The 20788-nt window shown below is 68.2% G+C and carries 18 protein-coding genes and 1 pseudogene; 11 read left to right on the top strand and 8 right to left on the bottom strand.

Annotated elements, in window-relative coordinates; translation table 11 throughout:
* The first annotated feature begins 3 nt into the window (after positions 1-3).
* A complete protein-coding gene (tatB, locus tag NM962_14280) occupies positions 4-387 on the top strand; it encodes a Sec-independent protein translocase protein TatB (GenBank protein ID UVO11157.1) in 384 nt (127 codons plus the stop codon).
* Positions 388-448: 61 nt separating this feature from the next.
* On the opposite strand, the gene NM962_14275 is transcribed toward tatB, so the two are convergent.
* The 4 genes from NM962_14275 to NM962_14260 all read right to left on the bottom strand — a co-directional run bounded on the left by NM962_14275 (position 449) and on the right by NM962_14260 (position 4903).
* Complete coding sequence (locus NM962_14275; GenBank protein ID UVO11156.1) at positions 449-1603, bottom strand: Mrp/NBP35 family ATP-binding protein; 1155 nt, start codon at positions 1601-1603, stop codon at positions 449-451.
* Positions 1604-1652: 49 nt separating this feature from the next.
* Positions 1653-2927 carry a lytic murein transglycosylase gene (locus NM962_14270; protein ID UVO14738.1) on the bottom strand — a complete coding sequence of 425 codons (1275 nt, stop codon included), beginning with the start codon at positions 2925-2927 and terminating at the stop codon, positions 1653-1655.
* A gap of 162 nt (positions 2928-3089) precedes the next feature.
* A complete protein-coding gene (locus NM962_14265; GenBank protein UVO11155.1) occupies positions 3090-3608 on the bottom strand; it encodes a DUF1003 domain-containing protein in 519 nt (172 codons plus the stop codon).
* Positions 3605-4903, bottom strand: coding sequence for a CBS domain-containing protein (locus tag NM962_14260; protein ID UVO11154.1), 1299 nt, complete (start codon positions 4901-4903; stop codon positions 3605-3607). Before NM962_14260 ends, NM962_14265 begins: the two co-directional genes overlap by 4 nt.
* A gap of 24 nt (positions 4904-4927) precedes the next feature.
* Between NM962_14260 and NM962_14255 the strand changes: the two genes are divergently transcribed.
* Positions 4928-5899 (top strand): CoA ester lyase, encoded by a 972-nt coding sequence (locus tag NM962_14255; protein ID UVO11153.1) that lies wholly within the window; start codon positions 4928-4930, stop codon positions 5897-5899.
* Positions 5900-5989: 90 nt separating this feature from the next.
* On the opposite strand, the gene NM962_14250 is transcribed toward NM962_14255, so the two are convergent.
* A complete protein-coding gene (locus tag NM962_14250) occupies positions 5990-6136 on the bottom strand; it encodes a DUF4190 domain-containing protein (GenBank protein UVO14737.1) in 147 nt (48 codons plus the stop codon).
* Between the two features lie 534 nt (positions 6137-6670).
* Between NM962_14250 and NM962_14245 the strand changes: the two genes are divergently transcribed.
* From NM962_14245 to NM962_14220, 6 genes are all read left to right on the top strand, one after another.
* A complete protein-coding gene (locus NM962_14245) occupies positions 6671-7198 on the top strand; it encodes a magnesium transporter (protein ID UVO11152.1) in 528 nt (175 codons plus the stop codon).
* Positions 7199-7271: 73 nt separating this feature from the next.
* Entirely contained in the window at positions 7272-8693 is a 1422-nt protein-coding gene (locus NM962_14240) for an extracellular solute-binding protein (protein UVO11151.1), read from the top strand.
* On the top strand, positions 8690-9571 hold the full coding sequence (locus tag NM962_14235) for a sugar ABC transporter permease (protein ID UVO11150.1): 882 nt from the start codon (positions 8690-8692) through the stop codon (positions 9569-9571). Before NM962_14240 ends, NM962_14235 begins: the two co-directional genes overlap by 4 nt.
* The gene (locus tag NM962_14230) at positions 9568-10395 is read left to right on the top strand and encodes a carbohydrate ABC transporter permease (GenBank protein UVO11149.1); all 828 of its coding nucleotides are present in this window, start codon (positions 9568-9570) and stop codon (positions 10393-10395) included. The genes NM962_14235 and NM962_14230 overlap by 4 nt, the downstream gene beginning before the upstream one ends.
* Before the next feature lie 4 nt (positions 10396-10399).
* The gene (gene ugpC, locus NM962_14225) at positions 10400-11545 is read left to right on the top strand and encodes a sn-glycerol-3-phosphate ABC transporter ATP-binding protein UgpC (protein UVO11148.1); all 1146 of its coding nucleotides are present in this window, start codon (positions 10400-10402) and stop codon (positions 11543-11545) included.
* Between the two features lie 7 nt (positions 11546-11552).
* Entirely contained in the window at positions 11553-12155 is a 603-nt protein-coding gene (locus tag NM962_14220; GenBank protein UVO11147.1) for a suppressor of fused domain protein, read from the top strand.
* 83 nt (positions 12156-12238) lie between these two features.
* Here NM962_14220 and corA read toward each other — a convergent pair.
* A pseudogene (corA, locus tag NM962_14215) lies at positions 12239-13246 on the bottom strand (magnesium/cobalt transporter CorA).
* A 197-nt stretch (positions 13247-13443) separates the two neighbouring features.
* Between corA and NM962_14210 the strand changes: the two are divergent.
* A complete protein-coding gene (locus NM962_14210; protein ID UVO11146.1) occupies positions 13444-14433 on the top strand; it encodes a malate dehydrogenase in 990 nt (329 codons plus the stop codon).
* Between the two features lie 4 nt (positions 14434-14437).
* Here NM962_14210 and NM962_14205 read toward each other — a convergent pair whose 3' ends face one another.
* Positions 14438-17761 carry a LuxR family transcriptional regulator gene (locus NM962_14205; GenBank protein ID UVO11145.1) on the bottom strand — a complete coding sequence of 1108 codons (3324 nt, stop codon included), beginning with the start codon at positions 17759-17761 and terminating at the stop codon, positions 14438-14440.
* Positions 17762-17879: 118 nt separating this feature from the next.
* Between NM962_14205 and NM962_14200 the strand changes: the two genes are divergently transcribed.
* Complete coding sequence (locus tag NM962_14200) at positions 17880-19064, top strand: NADP-dependent malic enzyme (GenBank protein ID UVO11144.1); 1185 nt, start codon at positions 17880-17882, stop codon at positions 19062-19064.
* A gap of 8 nt (positions 19065-19072) precedes the next feature.
* Positions 19073-19930 carry a hypothetical protein gene (locus NM962_14195; GenBank protein UVO11143.1) on the top strand — a complete coding sequence of 286 codons (858 nt, stop codon included), beginning with the start codon at positions 19073-19075 and terminating at the stop codon, positions 19928-19930.
* Here the strand turns inward: NM962_14195 and NM962_14190 are convergent, their stop codons facing one another.
* Entirely contained in the window at positions 19931-20755 is an 825-nt protein-coding gene (locus NM962_14190; protein UVO11142.1) for an SDR family oxidoreductase, read from the bottom strand. It lies immediately after the preceding gene.
* Between the last annotated feature and the right edge of the window lie 33 nt (positions 20756-20788).

The raw sequence follows: 20788 nt of genomic DNA, 5'->3' as shown, positions 1-20788 counted from the left end.
TCGATGTTCGCGAATGTCGGCTGGGGCGAGATGCTCGTCCTGGTGGTGCTCGGACTGGTGATCCTGGGCCCGGAGCGGTTGCCGGGAGCCATCCGGTGGACCGCTGGCGCGCTGCGCCAGGCCCGCGACTACGTCACCAACGCCACCGACCAGCTGCGCGACGAGATCGGTCCAGAGTTCGATGACCTACGGGTTCCGCTGAGCGAATTGCAGAAGTTGCGTGGCATGACCCCGCGCGCCGCGCTGACCCGCCATCTGCTCGACGGCGACGATTCGCTGTTCACCGCGGTCGGTTCGCTGGCCGCAGAGCCTCGTCCGATGCCGCCGATACCGGCCGTGGTACCCGAGCCGGGCGGACCGGCTCCCTTCGACACCGACGCCACCTAGCCCCGGCCTGCGGCGATCGCGAGCGCGGCGGAGTCGGGCGCTGCGGGTCGCCGCCACAGGCTCAGCGCCGCGAGCCCCCGGTGTCCAGACCCAGCGACATCCCCACCAGTCCGCGTCGGCGGGTGGCCAGCTGATCGGCGATCCGACGCAGCTCCTTGCCCGCCGCCGAGTCCGGCGAGAGCACCACCGGGGATCCGGAGTCGCCGCCGGTCACCATCTCGCTGTCGATCGGCACCTGGCCGAGCAGCGGCACATCCCGGCCCATCGCCCGGGTCAGCCGTTCGGCCACCCGCTCGCCGCCGCCTTCGCCGAACAGGTGCATGGTGGACCCGTCGGGCATGGCCAGACCGGCCATGTTCTCCACCACCCCGACGACTTGCTGGCGGGTCTGCAGGGCGATCGCCCCAGCCCGCTCGGCCACCTCCGCGGCCGCCTGCTGCGGCGTGGTCACCACCAGGATCTCGGCCGACGGCACCAGCTGGGCCACCGAGATCGCGATGTCGCCGGTGCCCGGGGGCAGATCCAGCAACAGCACGTCCAGGTCGCCCCAGTAGACGTCGGCGAGGAACTGCTGCAACGCCCGGTGCAGCATCGGCCCCCGCCACACCACCGGCGTGTTGCCCTGGGTGAACATCGCGATCGAGATCACCTTCACGCCGTATCCGATCGGCGGCATGATCATCGAGTCGACCTGGGTGGGCAGGGCGGTGACGCCCATCATCCGCGGCACCGAGTGGCCGTAGATGTCCGCGTCGAGCACCCCGACGGACAGGCCGCGTTCGGCCAGCGCGACCGCGAGGTTGACCGTCACACTCGATTTGCCGACCCCGCCCTTGCCGGAGGCGATCGCGTACACCTTGGTCAGCGAGCCCGGCTGGGCGAACGGGATGACCGGCTCCTTGGCGTCGCCGCGCAGCTGTTTGCGCAGCTCAGCGCGCTGCTCATCGCTGAACACGTCCAGGCTGACCTTGACGGGTCCGGTGCCGGGCACGTCGTTGATCGCCGTGGTCACGTTGTTGGTGATTTCGGCTTTCATCGGACAGCCGGCGATCGTCAGGTAGATCGTGACGTGGACGCTGCGGTCGTCCGCGATCTCGATGCTTTTGACCATGCCCAGATCGGTGATCGGACGCCGAATGTCCGGGTCCAGCACGGTGCCCAACGCTGCATAGATGGCGTCGTGCAGGGCTGCAGTGTCATCGTGATTCTCGGACATCGCAACCGAGTCTAAGGCAGTACGGCAGGGCCTTTGCCGCTGAGATACGTCAGGCCGGCGGGACGGCCTGCGGCCCATCTTGCGGTGCACCCGCCGGCGCCGGTGGCGGCGGGCCGCCCGGTACGTCCAGGGGGGCCGGTGCGACGGCGTAGGCCGGCATCGGCGCCGGCGGGACCTGCGGTGCCTCCGGGGGGCCGAAGGGGGCCGGCGGGACGCCGTTGGGCGGTGCTGGTGCGGCCGGCACCGCTTGGGGCTCCAGACAGATCATCCGGCAGGCCGCCGACGGGCGCGGCAGCTGTTGTTGTTGCTGCTGCTCGGGCGAGATCATCCAGGGGGGCAGCCACGGCAGGTTCGCCAGCTGGGATTCCAAGCTCGGCTGACCCAGGTCGATCAGCGATGATTCGGCCGGGTGGTCGAGCCGCGACATCCCGTGCAGGCTGAGTGATTCGGGCCCGAGCCCTTCCGGCTGTTCCAGGTGCTCCAGATGCAGGTCCGCGATCGGCGGTGCCGGGCCCACGATCGGCGGCAGATCGACGGGAGCCACCCCGGTGGCGTAGGCCGCCGCCCAACCCATCACGTTCTCCGCGTAAGCCATCGAGTTGTTGTAGCGCAGGATCGCTGTCAGGACCTGCGACTGTTCGCGCAGGTTCATCCCACCGCTGCACAGGTACCGCGCTGCCGCCAGCGTCGCGTCGTAGACGTTCTGCGGGTCCGCGCGACCGTCGCCGTCGCCGTCGGCGGCATACCGCGACCAGGTTCCGGGCAGGAACTGCATGGGGCCCAGTGCGCGGGCGTAGACCACCCGGCCTGGGGCGCTGCTGGCCACGATGACTTCGTTTCCTGGCAGGGTGCCGTCCAGCGCCGGCCCGTAGATCGGCTGCAGCACGTTGCCACGCGCGTCGGTGGCCCCGCCGTTGGCGTGCCCGGACTCGATACGTCCGATCCCGGCCAGCAGGTTCCAGCTGATCCCACATTCGGGGTCGGCGACCGCCATCTGCCGCTCGGCGTTTTGGTAGGCCGCCAGCGCCGTCTTGGGGATCCCCAAGGTGCCCGGTGCATAGACGACGGCGGCCGGTGGCGCCGCGGGGGCACCCGCGGCCACATGCAGATTCGGCTGCGAGCGAGGTACCGCGACCACGGAGGGGCCCGAATAGCGGCCGGACGTGTGCACCGACGCCGCCAGCGGGGTGATCGCAGCGTTGCGCAGCGGCAGCGAGGTCGACGGCGAGCGGGGCGTGGCGCCCACCGCGCCGGCGAATACCAGCGGGGTGATGAACGCCAGGCCGAAGGCAGGTCGCAGGGCCGAACGGGCCGCCCGCCGCACCCTGGCAGCGCGGGACACGCGTTGCGGTGCGCCCCCTGTTGGCACTCGACTGCCCCTTGTCCGCCTCGAAAAAGTCTCGTGAAACCGCTCGGGCTTCGTGAACTAGGTCACCATACCCAACACATGTCCTGCTGATGACCGTTATCTGGACTGCGTCGCCGGTCAGGATGGCCGGTGGGGGGATTCCGAGGCGGTCGAGTCGGGCTCGGGCCGCAGGGACTCCAGCAGTTCCCGGACCCGCTCGAGCTCATGGTGCAGGTAGTCGCGAGTGGCGACTTCGCCGACGGCCAGGCGCAGGGACGCCAGTTCCCGAGCCAGGTACTCGGTGTCGGCCTTGGTCTGGGCGGCGCGGCGGCGGTCCTCGTCCAAGCTGACCCGGTCACGGTTCTCCTGCCGGTTCTGGGCCAGCAGGATCAGCGGAGCGGCGTAGGCGGCCTGGGTGGAAAAGGCCAGGTTGAGCAGGATGAACGGGTAGGGGTCCCACTTCAGGCTGACCGCGTAGACGTTCAGCAAGATCCATCCCACCACCAGCACGGTCTGAATGGCCAGGTAGCGCCCGGTGCCGAAGAACCGCGCCACCGATTCGGTGAACCGGCCCAGCGCGTCGGGATCCATATTCAGGCTGGGGAGCCGTGAGGTGCGGGGCGTGGAGAGCCGCTGAGATGTTGAGCGGTCGGTCACGACGGCCTCCCGGCGAGTTTCGGCCCCAGGTCCGGCTCGGGCGTTTCACGCCAATCATCGGGCAGCAGGTGGTCCAGCACGTCGTCGACCGTCACCGCGCCCAGCAGGTGATTCTGTTCGTCGAGCACCGGCCCGCAGACCAGGTTGTAGGCGGCGAAATAGCGAGTCATCTCCGCCAGCGACACCTCGGGGTTCAATGCCGGCAGGTCGGAGTCGACGAACCCGCCGATGAGTTCGGCCGGCGGCACCCGCAGCAGCTGCTGTAGCGGGACGGAGCCTAGGTAGCGCCCGGTTGGGGTGGCGGTGGGGGCTCGGGTCACGAACACCAGCGACGACAGCGCCGGGGTCAGGTCGGGGTCGCGCACCCGGGCCAGCGCCTCGGCGACCGAGGTGTCGGCGGTCAGCACCACCGGGTTGGAGGTCATCAACCCGCCCGCGGTGTCGGGGGAATGCTCCAGCAGTCGGCGGACCGGATCGGAGTCGTCGGGGTCCATCCGCGCGAGCAGGGCTTCGGCCTCGGTCGGGTTCATCACGCCCAGCAGGTCCGCGGCATCGTCGGGGTCCATCTCTTCGAGCACGTCGGCGGCCCGGTCGGCGCCCAGCTGGCCCAGCACTACGGCCTGCCGTTCCTCGGGTAGCTCCTGCAGGATGTCGGCCAGCCGGGCGTTATCCAGCGCGTTGATGACCTCATAGCGGCGCTTGGGCGGCAGCTCGCGGATGGCGTCGGCGACCTCGATCGGCCGCCAGCCTTCGAATTGCTGCAGCAGTTGCGCCACGCCCTGCCCCGGCATCGCCAGCGCCGACGGGGTCAGGCCCTGCACGTCGTGCCAGTTCACGATGTGTACGGCGGCGCGCCGGCCCAACCGCCGGGAGTGCCGCACCGCGATCCGGGTCACCAGCCAATCGCGGGTGCGGCTCTGTTCGATGGCCAAGTCGGTAATCGCCACATCGACGCCGGCCAGCTCGGGCAGCTCCGGGTCGGTGACCCGGACCTTGGTGTCCAGGACCTGACCGAGCACGAGTGCCTCACCGGGCCGCTGATTGAACTTGCGTAGGGACACCGTTCCGGTGTTCAGCGTGACCGCGTTGGGCTCGATCGACGCGACCCGCAGAATCGGCACAAAGATGCGTCTGCGGGTCGGCAGTTCGACCACCAGTCCCAGGACACGCGGCTGCTGCCGCACGATGCTGAGACTGACCACCACGTCGCGGACCCGACCGACGGATTCGCCGAACGGTCCCAGCACGAGCATCCTCGCAAGTCGCGCTGCGTAAACCCTGTTGCTCGACGCCATGGTTGAAAGGGTAGGAGTATTTAGGTGACCAACGTGTATCGCCCCCGCCGTACTTGCCTGTCGGTACCTGGCAGCAGCCAGAAGATGATCGACAAGGCCAAGGGCCTGTCCGCGGACGAAGTCTTTCTCGATTTGGAGGACGCTGTCGCTCCAGCGGCAAAAGAGCAGGCCCGGGCCCTGGTCGCCCAAGCGCTGACCGCGCGGGACTGGACGGCCCCGCTGCTCGGGGTGCGGGTCAACGACTGGACCACACCGTGGACCCATGCCGACCTGATCGAGGTGGTCTCGGCGGTCGGCGCCGCCGGTACCCGACTCGATGTGGTCGTGCTGCCGAAGGTGTCTGACGTCTCGCATGTGCAGGCTCTCGATCTGTTGCTCACCCAGCTGGAGACCATCCACGGGCTGCCGGTCGGACAGATCGGTATCGACGCCCAGATCGAGGACGCTCGCGGCCTGATGAACATCAACGCGATCGCCGCGGCGCCCCGGGTGCAGGCGCTGGTGCTGGGACCGGCCGATCTGATGGCGAGCCTCAACACCCGCACCCTGGAGGTCGGCGAGCAGCCCGAGGGCTATACCGAGGGCGACGCCTACCACCACGTCTTGATGACGATCCTGGTGGCGGCGCGCGCCCACGGGGTTGCCGCGGTCGACGGGCCGTATCTGAGGGTTCGTGACGTTGAGGCGTTCCGGCGCGTGGCGGGCCGCTCGGCCGCGCTCGGTTACGACGGCAAATGGGTGTTGCACCCCGACCAGATCGCGGCGGGCAACGAGATCTTCAGCCCGCGTCAGTCCGAGTACGACCACGCCGAGCTGATCCTGGAGGCCTATGCGTGGCACACCTCGCACGCCGGCGGAGCCCGCGGTGCGGTGATGCTCGGTGACGAGATGCTCGACGAGGCCAGTCGCAAGATGGCTTTGGTGGTGGCGGGCAAAGGCCGCGCGGCCGGAATGCGCCGTGAGGCACCGCCGTTCACGCCGCCCGCGCAGGCTTAGCGCCAGCGCTGCCCGCGAGTGCCAATTTGACGACGCGACACGCCTATGTCACGTCGTCAAATTGGCACTGGGCGCCGAAGTTGCCCAGGCTCAGTGCAGCGCGATCATCGCGAGAATGAACGAGAGCGTCACGGCGACACCGCCTATCGCGGTTCCGGCCACTGCCATGCCGTGGCCGGCCTCACCGGTGGACTTGATCTGGCTCAATGCGACGACCCCGAGGATGACACCGGCCACCCCCAGCGGCCAGAACACCAGGCCGAGCAGCGACACCACCAGGGCGCTCACTGCCAGGACGTTGGTCTTCTGCGCCTGCCCCGGATTGAAATAGCTGCCCGGATACGGCGAGCCGTACCCCGACGGCGGGTAACCGGGGGGATTGCCGTAGCCCGCGGGAGGGTATCCGGGCGGGGCGCCCAGTCCTGGGTACTCGCCCGGGGCGGGAGGGGTGGGCGGCAGATAACCGCCGGGCGGCAGATAGTTGCCGGGCGGCGGGGGCGGCGGGTAACCGCCCGCACCCGGGGGCGGCGGCGGGAAACCCGGCGGGGGATAGCCGGGCCCCGGCGGGTAGCCCTCGAAGCTCGGCGGGTAGGGCCAGCTGCCCTGGTCAGGCCTGGGCGCACCCGGGTCCGCCCAGGGCTGGTCGGCATTGCCTCGTGGATTCTCGCCAGAATCCCCGCCGTGAGCTGTCATGCTGTTCAACCTAGCCGATGCGCCGCGACCGGCCTGTCGTCCGACAGCCACGTCCCGGAGCGAGGAGAGAGAAATCCCATGACCAGCCCCTTCCAGCCCGGACCGACTCCCGACCCACTCGGCGCTGCAGGTGCGCCGGGGCGCCGTGATGTGGGCCGGCTGCCGACCCCGCCGAAAGGCTGGCCGATCGGTTCCTACCCCACCTACGCCGAGGCGCAGCGCGCGGTGGACTACCTGTCCGACCAGCAGTTCCCGGTGCACCAGGTGACGATCGTCGGCGTCGACCTGATGCAGGTCGAGCGGGTCACCGGCCGGCTCACCTGGCCCAAAGTGCTGGGCGGTGGCGTGCTGACCGGAGCCTGGCTGGGCCTGTTCATCGGCCTGGTGCTGGGCATTTTCAGCGCCAACCCGACTCAGGCACTGGTGACCGGCCTGATCGCCGGGGTGTTCTTCGGCCTGATCACCTCATCGGTCCCTTACGCGATGGCCCGCGGTACAAGGGATTTCAGCTCCACGATGCAATTGGTCGCGGGCCGCTACGACGTGCTGTGCGACCCGCAGAGCGCCGAGCAGGGCCGGGATCTGTTGGCGAAGTTGACGCTCTGACTCTGCGTTGTTGCGTAGCGCCCTCAGGCGGCCTTACCGTCGTGGCACGAAACGGCAACGGGAGGCGGGTGGCGTGGCGAGTCGGCGCGGTCGCGTACGGCGGCTGGGCGCGGCTGCGCTGACCGCACTGACCGTTGCGTCGGCGGGATCGGCCTGCGGCTCGTCCGGTCCGTCCGTCAATGTCCCGGTGATCAGCGTCTATACCCCGGCCAACGACACCGCGACGTTTCGGGTGATCGCGGCGCGCTGCACCGAAGCGGCCGGTGGCCGGTACCGGGTGCAGCAGTTCAGTCTGCCGCGCGCCGCGGACGACCAGCGCCTGCAACTGGCCCGCCGACTGACCGGCAACGACCGCACCTTGGACGTGATGGGTCTGGATGTGGTGTGGACCGCCGAGTTCGCCGAGGCCGGCTGGGCGTTGCCGCTGGCTGAGGACCCGGCCGGCAAAGCCGAGGCCGACGCGGTCGACGACACGCTGCCGGGCCCGCTCGCGACCGGCCGGTGGCGCGATCGGCTCTATGCCGCACCGCTCGTCACCAACACCCAATTGCTCTGGTACCGGCCGGATTTGATGAAGTCGGCGCCGTCCACCTGGGATCAGATGATCGCCGAGGCGGCCCGTTTGCGCAGCGCGGGCCAGCCCAGCTGGATCGCGGTGCAGGCCAAGCAATACGAGGGTTTGGTGGTGTGGTTCAACACGCTGCTGGAAAGCGCCCGGGGACGGGTCCTCGGCGACGACGGCAAGACGGTCACCCTCACCGACACCGCTGAGCACCGGGCCGCCACCGTCGCCGCGCTGCGGGTCATGAAGGCGGTGGCGACCGCTCCGGGCGCCGACCCGTCGATCACCCAGACCGATGAGGGCACCGCCCGGCTGGCATTCGAGCAGGGCAAGGCGGCGCTGGAGGTCAACTGGCCCTTCGTGCTGCCGTCCATACTGGAGAACGCCGTCAAGGGTGGGGTGGGGTTCCTTCCACTGCAAGGACGTTCGGATCTGGACGGCAGTATCGACGGCGTCGGCGCTTTTGCGCCCAGCGACGAGCAGTACCGCATTGCCTACGAGGCCAGCCGCAACGTGCTCGGGTATGCGCCGTATCCGGCGGTGTTGCCGGGCCATCCGGCCAAGGTGACCTTGGGTGGCTTGAACCTGGCGGTGGCCAAGACCACCCGGCATCGTGCCGAAGCGTTCGAAGCGGTGCGCTGTCTACGAAACGCCGCAAACCAGAAGTATCTCGCGATCGAGGGTGGACTGCCCGCGGTGCGCGCCTCGGTATACGCCGACCCGCAGTTCCAGGAGAAATACCCGCAGCACAACGTGATTCGTCAGCAGCTCACCGACGCCGCGGTGCGACCGGTGACACCGGTTTATCAGGCGGTGTCGACCCGGATATCGGCCACGCTGGCGCCGATCAACGCCATCGACCCGGAGCGCACCGCCGATGAGCTCACCCTGCAGGTGCAAAAGGCCATCGACGGTAAGGGACTGATCCCGTGACCGCCCAAGCCGACGTCCGCTCGCAGCGGCGGCTGGCGGTGGCGCTCGTGGCGCCGGCGGTGATCCTGATGCTGGCCGTGACCGCTTATCCGATCGGTTACGCGATCTGGCTGAGCCTGCTGCGTTACAACCTGGCCACTCCGGAGGACACCGCGTTCGTCGGCCTGGCCAACTACCAGACCACCCTGACCGACTCCTATTGGTGGACCGCGTTCGCGGTGACGCTGGGCATCACCGCGGTCTCGGTGGTCTTCGAATTCGTCTTCGGCCTGGCACTGGCACTGGTGATGCACCGCAGCATGTTCGCCAAGGGCATGGTGCGCACGGCGGTGCTGGTGCCCTACGGCATCGTCACTGTCGCGGCCGCCTACAGCTGGTACTACGCCTGGACGCCCGGGACCGGCTACCTGGCCAATCTGTTGCCGACCGGCAGTGCGCCGCTGACCCACCAACTGCCGTCGCTGGGGATCGTGGTGCTGGCCGAGGTGTGGAAGACGACGCCGTTCATGGCGCTGCTGTTGCTGGCCGGGCTGGCGCTGGTGCCCGACGAACTGCTCAAGGCCGCTCAGATGGATGGCGCCGGCGCCTGGCGGCGACTGGTCACCATCATTCTGCCGATGATGAAACCGGCGATCCTGGTGGCGTTGCTGTTCCGCACGCTCGACGCGTTTCGCATCTTCGACAACATCTACGTGCTCACCAACGGCTCCAACAGCACCGGCTCGGTATCGATCCTGGGCTACGACAACCTGTTCAAGGGATTCAACGTGGGCTTGGGGTCGGCGATCTCGGTGTTGATCTTCATCTGCGTGGCGCTGATCGCCTGGGTGTTCGTCAAAGTGTTCGGCGCCGCGGCACCGGGATCGAGCCAGAAATGACCGATCTGCGTCGTCGCACCGCCTGGCTGATCATCGACCTGGCCGTGGTGGTCTACGCACTGGTCCCGGTGCTGTGGATCCTGTCGCTGTCACTCAAGCCGACATCAACGGTCAAGGACGGCAGATTGATTCCGTCCACGGTGACTCTGGACAACTACCGCGGGATCTTCGCCGGTGACGTCTTCGGCTCGGCACTGATCAACTCGGTGGGCATCGGCCTGATCACCACGGTGATCGCGGTGGTGATCGGAGCAATGGCCGCCTACGCGGTGGCCCGCCTGGATTTCCCCGGCAAGCGGCTGCTGGTCGGGGCGGCCCTGCTGATCGCGATGTTTCCCCAGATATCGCTGGTGACACCGATTTTCAACATCGAGCGGGCCACCGGGCTGTTCGACACCTGGTTGGGGTTGATCATTCCCTACATCACCTTCGCGCTGCCGCTGGCGATCTACACCCTCTCGGCGTTCTTCCAAGAGATCCCGTGGGACCTGGAGAAGGCCGCCAAAATGGACGGCGCCACCCCGGGTCAGGCGTTCCGCAAGGTGATTGCGCCGCTGGCGGCGCCGGGCATCGTCACCGCCGCGATCCTGGTGTTCATCTTCGCCTGGAACGACCTGCTGCTGGCGTTGTCGCTCACGGCGACCAAGGCCTCGGTCACCGCGCCGGTCGCGATCGCCAACTTCACCGGCAGTTCGCAATTCGAGGAGCCGACCGGATCGATCGCGGCGGGCGCAATGGTGATCACCGTGCCGATCATCGTCTTTGTTCTAATCTTCCAACGACGGATCGTGGCGGGACTGACCTCCGGCGCGGTGAAGGGATAGCCCGATGGCAGAGATCGAACTCCTCCACATCAGCAAGAGCTACCCCGATGGCGCCGTGGCGGTGAAAGATCTGTCGCTGAGCATCGCCGACGGTGAGTTCATCATTCTGGTGGGGCCCTCGGGCTGCGGAAAATCCACCACGCTGAACATGATCGCCGGCCTGGAGGAGATCTCGTCGGGGGAGTTGCGCATCGGGGGCGAACGGGTCAACGAACGCGCACCTAAGGACCGCGACATCGCGATGGTGTTCCAGTCCTACGCGCTCTACCCGCACATGACGGTGCGGGGCAACATCGCGTTTCCGCTGACCCTGGCCAAGATGAAGAAGCCGCAGATCGCCGAGAAGGTAGCGGAGGTCGCCAAGATTCTCGACCTGACCGATCTGTTGGATCGCAAGCCGTCGCAGCTCTCCGGCGGCCAACGTCAACGGGTCGCGATGGGCCGGGCTATCGTGCGGCATCCCAAGGCATTTCTGATGGACGAGCCGCTGTCGAACCTCGATGCCAAACTGCGGGTGCAGATGCGCAGTGAGATCGCCCGACTGCAACGCAGGCTGGGCACCACCACCGTCTATGTCACGCACGACCAGACCGAGGCGATGACGCTCGGGGATCGGGTGGTGGTGATGCACGGTGGGATCGCCCAGCAGGTCGGCACGCCCGACGAGCTCTACGAGCGCCCCGCCAACCTGTTCGTCGCCGGTTTCGTCGGCTCTCCGGCGATGAACTTCTTCCCGGGCACGCTGACCGCGACCGGCGCACGCCTGTCCATCGGTGAGGTACCGCTCGATGCGGCGACTCGCGCCTCGATCGGCAGGCATCCCGCACCGGCCGGCGGCGAGGTGGTCATCGGGGTACGCCCGGAGCATCTGGGTGACGCCGCGCTGCTCGACGAGGCACGGCGTGGCCGCGCGGTGACATTCGCCGCCCGCGTCGACCTGGTCGAATCGCTGGGCGCCGACAAGTACCTGTACTTCACCCCGAACGAATCCGGCGACGCGCCAGCCGAAAACGATCTGGTGGCCAGGGTTCCCGCCGCGTCGAAGGCGGCCGGTGGGCAGCCGATCGAGCTGGCGCTGGACCCCGACCAGGTGGTCGTGTTCGACGCCAAGACCGGGGTGAACCTCAGCGTCGCACCGGCTGGGCGGTGACCCGCTGGTGAGTGAGGATCTGGACCGGGTGCGCGAGCATGTCCGTCGGCACTTCGCGGGCGTCGCTGCCGAGCCCGACACCGCGAGGGTGACGTTTCTGGGTGTCGAGCCCATCGAGGTGTTGCGGTTCGGGCCCGGACCCGACCGGATGGTGCATTACGTCTCGGCCGGTTGCTCGCGTCACCCGATGGGTGACCCCGGTCAGCTCCTCGCCGATCCGGTGCACGGTCCCCGGGCCGAAATCGTGGTGAGCCTGCGTTCGTCGGGTTCTGATACCGGACTGGCCCGCAGCCTTGCCGCGGTGGCGGCCGCGCCGGTGGTCGAAGGGGTGGTGCTGGCGCCCGATGCGTTGATCGACCTCGGGGGTCAGCTGTGGACCGGGCCGTCGGGTCCGGTGCCGTTCACCGCGGTCTTGCTGGGCGACAGCGACATCGCCGAGTTGCCGTTGGCCGCGCCGCGTGAGCCGGTGCGGTTCTTGTCGGCCACCCCGATCACCGCGACCGAGGCAGCGTGGGTGCGGCTCAAGGGCGCCGAGGCGATGCGCGAGGCCTGGCGGGCCGACGGAGTAGACGTCTTCGACCCGGCCCGCTCCGCGTCCCAGCCCCGCTAGTTTTCTCGGCGAGCAGACGCAAAATTGCCCTGAAACAGCCTCGATAGCGCGAGTTTGTGTCTGTTCGCGGGGGTGGGGGGCGCTCAGAGCCACCCATTGCGGCGGAACGCACGGTAGAGCACGGTGCAGATGGCGATCATGGCCACCAGCACCACCGGATAGCCGAACGCCCAGTGCAGCACCGGCATACGGTCGAAGTTCATTCCGTAAATTCCGGCGATCATGGTGGGCACGGCGATAATGCCGGCCCAGGCCGACATCTTGCGCATGTCGGTGTTCTGCTGCATCCCCACCCGCGCGAGTGCGGCCTGCACCAGCGAGCTGAGCATCTCGTCGTAGCTGGCGATCTGCTCGGCGGCGCGGGTCTGGTGGTCGGCGACGTCACGCAGGTAACGCCGGACCTCCTTGGAGATCAGGTCCTTGTAGTCGGTCTGCATCCGCTGGAACGGCAGGGACAGCGGTGCGACTGCGCGCCGCAGTTCGACGACTTCACGTTTGATCTGGTAGATCGGTTCGACGTCGGTGCGGGTGCCGGGCGCGAACGCCACTTCCTCGATGGCGTCGATGTCGCTTTCCATGAGGTTGGTCACCTCGACGTAGCGGTCCACGACGTAGTCGGCGATGGCGTGCATCACGGCGTAGGGCCCCAGCCGCAGGTGTTCGGGGTCGGCGTCCATCCGCTTGCGGACGTCGGAGAGGCCGCTGTGTTCGCCGTGCCGGACGGTGACCACGAAGTTCTTGCCGACGAAGATCATGATCTCGCCCGTTTCGACGATCTGACGGGCCAGCACCACCGACTCGTGCGGAACGTAGTTGACGGTCTTGAGCACCAAGAACAGGGTCTCGTCGTAGCGCTCCAGCTTGGGACGCTGGTGCGCGTGCACGGCGTCTTCGACGGACAGTTCGTGCAGACCGAAGGTGGCGGCCACGCCCTGCATCTGGCGCTCGTCGGGCTCGTGTAGGCCGACCCAGACGAACGCGTCCTGGCCCAGGGATTCCAGTTCGCGCACTTTGGCCATCGCGCCGGCGGGGGTGAACTCGCCGGCGACGCGGTCACCATCGGCGTAAACGCCGCAGTCGACCAGTACCCGGGGTGCGGGGTCTCGCAACGCCGTCACGGCGGCCCTCCCTCCCGGCGCAAGTGCCGGTCAAATGCTACGCGTCCGGCCTCAACGTGCACGGTGAGCGCGATTCACCCCGGGGTCCGGAGTTTCCGCGACGACGCCGGTGCGCTAGTTTCGACCCGGACCAAAGCCAGACACGCCGAACCGTTCGAGGAGCACTTGACGTGAGCACAACCCCACTCAAGGTCGCCGTCACCGGCGCCGCCGGTCAGATCGGCTACAGCCTGCTGTTCCGCCTGGCCAGCGGCTCGCTGTTGGGCCCCGACCGGCCGATCGAACTGCGTCTGCTGGAGATCGAGCCCGCGCTCAAGGCGCTCGAAGGCGTGGTCATGGAGCTCGACGACTGCGCGTTCCCGCTGCTGTCGGGCGTGCAGATCGGCTCGGACGCGAACAAGATCTTCGACGGTGCCAACCTGGCACTGCTGGTCGGTGCTCGCCCCCGCGGACCGGGCATGGAGCGCAGCGACCTGCTCGAGGCCAACGGTGCGATCTTCACCGCGCAGGGCAAGGCGCTCAACGCGGTCGCGGCCTCCGACATCCGGGTGGGTGTGACCGGCAACCCGGCCAACACCAACGCGCTGATCGCGATGACCAACGCCCCCGACATCCCCAAGGAGCGGTTCTCCGCGCTGACCCGTCTGGACCACAACCGGGCGATCTCGCAGCTGGCCGCCAAGACCGGCGCCAAGGTCACCGACGTCAAGAAAATGACGATCTGGGGCAACCACTCCGCGAGCCAGTACCCGGACGTGTTCCACGCCGAGGTTGGCGGGCGCAACGCCGCCGAGGTCGTGGGCGACCAGGCCTGGATCGAGAACGACTTCATCCCCACCGTCGCTAAGCGTGGCGCGGCGATCATCGACGCGCGGGGGGCCTCGTCGGCCGCCTCGGCCGCGTCGGCCACCGTCGACGCCGCCCGGGACTGGCTGCTGGGCAGCCCCGCCGGCGACTGGGTGTCGATGGCGGTGGTCTCGGACGGCTCCTACGGTGTGCCGGAAGGTCTGATCTCCTCGTTCCCGGTCACCACCTCCGGCGGCGACTGGAGCATCGTGCAGGGGCTGGAGATCGACGACTTCTCCCGCGGCCGGATCGATGCCTCGACCGCTGAGCTGGCCGAGGAGCGCGAGGCCGTCACCGGGCTCGGCCTGATCTGAGGCGTTACGCCCGGCGGGCGACTTCCTGCGCGAGCTGCACGCGGGAGGCCAGCCCGAGCTTGGTGTAGACGTGGGTCAGGTGCGTCTGCACGGTGCGGGGGGAGACGAAGAGCCGGGCGGCGATGTCTTTGTTCGGCAGGCCTTCGCTGACCAGTCGGGCGACGTCGAGTTCGGTCGGGGTGAGTGCGGCCCAGCCGTTCGGCGGGCGTTTGCGTTCGCCGCGCCCGCGTAGGGCGTAGGCGATGGCCTCTGCGGTGGACAAGGCGGCGCCTTCGGTCCACGCGGAGTCAAAGTCGTTGTCGTCCATCGACTCTCGCAGGCCGGCCAGCCAGGTCTGGTAATCGGGGTCGTGGATTGCGAATCGGACGGCGCCGGTGCGTTGCCGGATGCCTTCGGCGGCACCGAACAGGCGGGCGGCTTCGTGGCGACTGTCCGCGCGAGAAGCCGTGGCGGCCAGGCACTCGAAGATCTCGGGAACCCCGGTTTGGGCTTTGATTTCGGCGGCGATCGCCAGTGCTTCGTAGAGGTCACGCTCGGCGCGCTCGGGTTCGCCGTGGGCAATCGCAATGCGCGCACGGGGTACCAGTCCCATGAGCCGGTACCATCCGGTCGTGGCGGCGACGCCGTCGTCGGCCCATTGTGCAGCGGCGGCGAGATCGCCGTGCGCCACCGCAGTTTCGGCTCGGCACCAGCGGAAGATGGCCGCGACTTGGTTGTAGGCGCCGATGTGGTGCCACATCCGTTCCTGGGCCGTTGCCGCGGCTGCCGCGTCGCCCCTGGCCAAAGCCACCAGCCCCACTGCCATGTGGGCGACGCCTTCGTGCACACCGCTGAGTTCGGCGCCGGTCTCGACCAGCGCCTCCAGTGCTTCGTCGGCCTGGCCGAACTCGCACCGGAACGCCGACGCCAGGGCCAGGTTCTGCAGGCCGAGGAAACGGTTGAGCAGGTCCCCGGCGGCGTTCGCCTCCGCGACCATCTCGTGACAGCGCGCGATCTCGCCGACCAGATCGCCCTGCATGTAGCTTGCCATTCCCTGCCAGTTGCGGCAGTACCGCGAGTTGAACTGGTCGCCAATGGAATCGGCCAGCTCGCGGCCTTCTTCGCCGATCGTGTAGGCAGTATTGAGGTCGCCGGCTACCGCTGCCGCGTAGGTCTGCCAGCCGAGGATCTGGCTCAGCCGCCAGCGGTCATCCAGGGCGCGGGCCAGTTCGATCGCTTCGGTGAAGTAGGGCGCCGCCACCTCCGCGTTGTAGGCGGCGATGCTGACGCAGGCTGTCAATGCCCTGGCCAGCAGCGCCTGATCTTCGAGTTCACGGGCGATCGCGACGGCTTCCTGTGCCTGGTCAAGGCTGTTCAAGGCAAGGCCCCACGCGTTCAGAAGTGCGTGATCGGCCAGTGCCCGCGCCCGTATCGGGCGGGCGACCTCGCTGCCGTGCGCAGCACTGTCGCGCAACGCCGCGTCGAACCAGGTCACACCTTCGGCGATGCGGCCCCGGCCGAGCCAGAGCGGAAGAAGGGATGACGCCAGGGTCAACGCCTGCTCTGTCTCGCCGTTCTCCTGACTCCACGCGAAAGCCGCACGGAGATTGTCGATTTCGGCGTCCGCCGTCGCCAGCATCTGCTGATGGTCGTCCTGGGTGGGATGGTCGAGGGCGGCCGCCAGCACGGTGTAGTGATCGCGGTGACGGGCGCGGATGGTGTCGGCTTCGCCGGACTCGCCGAGCTTCTCCATGGCGTACTGGCGCACCATCTCCAGCATCCGGTATCGGGTTCGGCCGGTGGTGTTTTCGGCCACCACGAGCGATTTGTCGACCAGCAGCGTGAGCTGATCGAGTACTTGATGGCTCGCGATGTCACCGCACCCGGCCACGAACTGCGCGGCGTCGAGGTGGAAACCGTCCATGAAGGCGGCGAGGCGGCGAAACAGCACTCGTTCGGGGTCGGTCAGCAGGGCGTGCGACCAGTCGACGGAGGCGTGCAATGTCTGCTGGCGGCGTACCGCCCGGCGCGAACCGCCGGTCAGCAGTCGGAACCGGTCGTGCAGTCCCTCGAGGATCTCGGTGAGTGACAGTGCCCGCACTCGCGCCGCGGCGAGTTCTATCGCGAGTGGCATTCCGTCCAGCCGCCGGCAGATCTCTTCGATCGCGGCGGCATTGTCGCTGGTGACATGGAAGTCCGGTCGGGCGTGCCGGGCACGGTCAGTGAACAGCTCGATGGCCTCGTCGGCCAGTGACAGTGACGGCACTCGCCAGACCACCTCGCCGTCCACCGCGATCGGTTCTCGGCTGGTGGCCAAGAACGTCAGTTGTGGGCAGGCGCCGAGTAGGCCGAGCAGCAGTGCCGCGGAGGCGTCGAGGAGGTGTTCGCAGTTGTCCAGGACGATCAGCAGGTGTCGTTCGCCGATCCAGCGGATGAGGGTGTCCATGGCGGAGCGGTCCGGCTGGTCCGGCAGGCCCAGTGCGCGGGCGGTGACCATCGGCACCAGCTCCGGGTCGGTGATCGGCGCCAGATCGACGTACCAGACGCCGTCGCTGAATCGGTCCGCCAGCAGGGCCGCGATCTGCACCGCCAGCCGCGTCTTTCCGGCGCCACCCGAACCGGTCAACGTGACCAGCCGATTGCCGGTCAACAGTGCCCGCACGTCGTCGATCTGGGTGGCACGGCCGATAAAGCTGGTCAGCGCAGGGGGCAGATGTGTGGGCGCCACGGCTGTCGATGCCCGCAGTGGCGGGAAGTCATTGCGCAGATCCGGGTGGCATAGCTGCAGCACCCGCTCGGGACGGGGCAGCCCGCGCAGGGGATAGCTGCCCAGCTCGACGAGCCAGGCGCCGGCGGGCAGCCGGTCGATGACCAAGGCTTCGGTGGTTCCCGAGAGGACGGTTTGGCCGCCGTGCGCCAGGTCGCGGATGCGAGCGGTGCGGTTGATGGTCGGCCCGATGTAGTTGCCTGCCTCGCTGGTTTGGCCGCGTAACTGCACCTCGCCGCTGTGCAGACCGATCCGGAGCCGGATCGGTGCCAGCGGAGCGCGCTGCAGCTCCACGGCGCAGGCGACCGCGTCGCTGGCCCGGGCGAACGCCGCGACGAAGCTGTCGCCCTCACCCTGCTCGACGGGCCGCACCCCGCCGCGGGCTGCGAGAACCTGGGCCAGGGTGTGGTCCAGCCGCGCGATCGCGGCCGTCATCTGCTCGGGCTGGGTCTCCCAGAGCCGCGTGGAGCCCTCGACGTCGGCCAGCAGCAACGTCACCGTTCCGGTAGGGAGTTCGCTCACGCCCAACTCACTCCAGTTCACCGCCGGCGTGCCCGTGCCTTCGCTCATGTTAGCCAGCATGCGGCCCGCCAGTCCGGCAAAACATCAGCGAAAGCGCGTAGATGCGCAACACGGGATGCAGCTGGCTGCCCCAGCCGACCGAAAGAATGCAAAACCAGCGAAGTACCCTGGACTATCGATGCCCGAGAACCTTGCGAACATGGTGAACACGCCGATTGTCATCGGAGACGAAGAGATCTTCGAAGCCCACACGGGCGGAAAGATCTCTGTCGACCTCAAAACTCCGCTGGACAGCCAACGCGCGTTGTCGATCGCCTACACCCCGGGGGTAGCGCAGGTCAGTCGCGCCATCGCCGCGGACCACACGCTGGCGGCGCGCTACACCTGGGCGCACCGGCTGGTGGCCGTGGTCAGCGACGGAACGTCGGTACTGGGGCTGGGTGATCTTGGCCCGACGGCGTCCCTGCCGGTGATGGAGGGCAAGGCCGCGCTGTTCAAGACGTTCGCCGGCTTGGACTCCATTCCGATCGTGCTGGACACCAAGGACCCCGACGAGATCGTCGAGACGCTGGTGCGGCTGCGCCCGTCGTTCGGGGCGGTCAATCTCGAGGACATCTCCGCCCCGCGATGCTTCGAGATCGAGCGGCGCGTGATCGAGGCACTGGACTGCCCGGTGATGCACGATGACCAGCACGGCACCGCGATCGTGGCCTTGGCGGCCCTGCTGGGTGCAGCCAAGGTGCTCGACCGCGATATCGCGTCGCTGCGGGTGGTGGTCTCCGGTGCGGGCGCCGCGGGGGTGGCCTGCGCGAACATCCTGCTCTCCAGGGGTGTCTCGGAGATGATCGTGCTGGATTCGCAGGGCGTGCTGCATCCGGAGCGCTCCGGCATGAACGACGTCAAGCTTGAGCTGGCGCAGCGGACCAACCCGCGTGGTCTGACCGGTGGCCTGGCCGAGGCGCTGGCCGGCGCCGACGTCTTCCTGGGCGCTTCCGGTGGCGTGGTGCCCGAGGAGCTGATCGCGTCGATGGCGCCGGGTGGCGTGGTGTTCGCACTGTCGAACCCCGATCCCGAGATCCACCCTGACCTGGCAGCCAAGTACGCGGCGGTGGTGGCGACCGGCCGCAGTGATTTCCCCAACCAGATCAACAACGTGCTGGCCTTCCCCGGCGTGTTCCGTGGTGCGCTGGACGCTGGTGCGCGCCGCATCACCGAGGCGATGAAGTTGGCTGCAGCAGAGGCGATTTTCTCCGTCGTCGCCGACGAGCTGGCACCAGACCGTATCGTGCCCAGCCCGCTGGACCCGCGGGTCGAGCCGGCCGTTGCGGCCGCTGTTGCGGCGGCCGCCGACTCCGCGTCGTAGAGCGCACGGTGCCCAGGCCGCTAGGACATCACCTGCGCCGCCTGGCGCTGGGATGCGCGGCTGTGCTGATCGCCGGTTGTGGTGCCCATCCGGGGCCGCCGCCGCTGCATGTGGGAATGTCGCCGGATCCGCAGTCGCAGGTCCTGGGCCATCTGTATGCGAGCGCGCTGCGCGGCACCGGTGCCGTGGTGCGGCTTGAGGTCGTCGCCGATCCGGTAGCCGGGTTGGATGCGGGGGAGTTGACTGTCGTTCCCGGTTTCACCGGCCGCTTCTTGGCGACCTTCGCACAAGATTCCGCGGCCCGCTCCGATCGGGGCGTCTACTGGGCGTTGGCCGGCGCGCTGCCGGAGGGTCTCGCGGTCGGTGACTACGCCATGACCGCCGAGGACAAGCCCACATTGGCCGTGACGAAGGCGACCGCGACCGCGTGGGGTGGCACCGACCTGCCTGCGCTCGTCAAACATTGCACCTCGTTGACGGTCGGCGCTGTCGCGGGCGCGCGGGCGCCGAATGTGGTGGGCCGTTGCAGGCTGCCGAAGGTACGCGAATTCCCTGACGATGCAGCGCTGTTCGCTGCGCTGCAGGCCCGTCAGATCACCGCGGCGTGGTCCAGTACTGCCGACCCCGACGTGCCGGCAGGGATTGTGCTGCTCACCGATGCGCGCCCCGCGCTGGTGCGCGCCGAGAATGTGGTGCCGCTGTATCGCCGAAATGAGTTGACCGAGGCCCAACTGTTGGCGGTCAATCAGGTGGCCGGCGTGCTCGACACCGACTCACTGATCGACATGCGCCGACAGGTGACCGAAGGCGCCGACCCGCAGGTTGTCGTGGACGCTTTCTTGGACGAGCACCCGCTGGGCAGATAGCTAGCTGGGCCTGAATCTGGGGATGACGAACGAGAACAGGCGTTGGTATCGCGGGCCCAGGATGCGCACGAGCAGGTCCAAAGTCCGCGCGTCATTTCCGATAAGCACGCGGGCCCGGTTTTTCCTGACGCCGTTGAGGATCACTCGGGCGGCCTCTTCGGCAGTGGTAGAGGCCAGCCGCCGGTCGAAGAAGTCGGCCGTGGCCGCGGCGTCCAGCCCTTCGGCGGCGGTGGCGTTGCGGGCAATAGCGGTCTTGATGCCGCCCGGGTGCACCGTGGTGACCTTGACCGGGTGCTTGGCGATGGCCATCTCCTGGTTCAATGCCTCGGTGAAGCCGCGGACCGCGAACTTCGCCGCGTTATAGGCGGCCTGGCCGGGTATGGACAGCAGCCCGAACAAACTGGAGATGTTGATGACGTGTCCGTCGCCGGATTCGATCAGGTGCGGCAGGAAGGCCTTGGTGCCGTTGACCACGCCCCAGAAATCGACGTCCATCACCCGCTCGATGTCCTTGAACGCGCTGATCTCGACGTCCCCGTTGAACGCGATGCCGGCGTTGTTGTAGATCTGGTTGACCTTGCCGAAGTGCTCTTTGACCTCTTCGGCGTAGGCGAGGAATGCTTCGCGCTCGGTGACGTCGAGGCGGTCGGCCTTGACCCGTACCCCCAGCTCGGTCAGACGCCGCTCGGTCTGGGCGAGCCCTTCGGTGTCGACGTCGCTGATCGCCAGCTGCGCTCCGGAGCGGGCCAGTTCGATGGCCAGCGCTTGGCCGATGCCTGATCCGGCACCGGTGACGACGGCGACTTTCCCGGCGAATCCCTGCATGTGCTCTCCCCAACGGTTGGTGGAACGCCGAGC

This window comes from Mycobacterium sp. SVM_VP21 (assembly GCA_024758765.1).
Lineage (GTDB): Bacteria > Actinomycetota > Actinomycetes > Mycobacteriales > Mycobacteriaceae > Mycobacterium > Mycobacterium heraklionense_C.
Note: the sequence above shows the minus strand (reverse complement) of the source record. Positions and strands in the feature narration are given on the sequence as shown.

Coding starts and splice junctions, on each gene's coding strand:
- NM962_14205 (UVO11145.1), bottom strand. CDS start 17,761: ATGCTGGCTAACATGAGCGAAGGCACGGGCACGCCGGCGGTGAACTGG.
- NM962_14245 (UVO11152.1), top strand. CDS start 6,671: ATGACCAGCCCCTTCCAGCCCGGACCGACTCCCGACCCACTCGGCGCT.
- NM962_14230 (UVO11149.1), top strand. CDS start 9,568: ATGACCGATCTGCGTCGTCGCACCGCCTGGCTGATCATCGACCTGGCC.
- ugpC (UVO11148.1), top strand. CDS start 10,400: ATGGCAGAGATCGAACTCCTCCACATCAGCAAGAGCTACCCCGATGGC.
- NM962_14200 (UVO11144.1), top strand. CDS start 17,880: ATGCCCGAGAACCTTGCGAACATGGTGAACACGCCGATTGTCATCGGA.
- NM962_14260 (UVO11154.1), bottom strand. CDS start 4,903: ATGGCGTCGAGCAACAGGGTTTACGCAGCGCGACTTGCGAGGATGCTC.
- tatB (UVO11157.1), top strand. CDS start 4: ATGTTCGCGAATGTCGGCTGGGGCGAGATGCTCGTCCTGGTGGTGCTC.
- NM962_14275 (UVO11156.1), bottom strand. CDS start 1,603: ATGTCCGAGAATCACGATGACACTGCAGCCCTGCACGACGCCATCTAT.
- NM962_14190 (UVO11142.1), bottom strand. CDS start 20,755: ATGCAGGGATTCGCCGGGAAAGTCGCCGTCGTCACCGGTGCCGGATCA.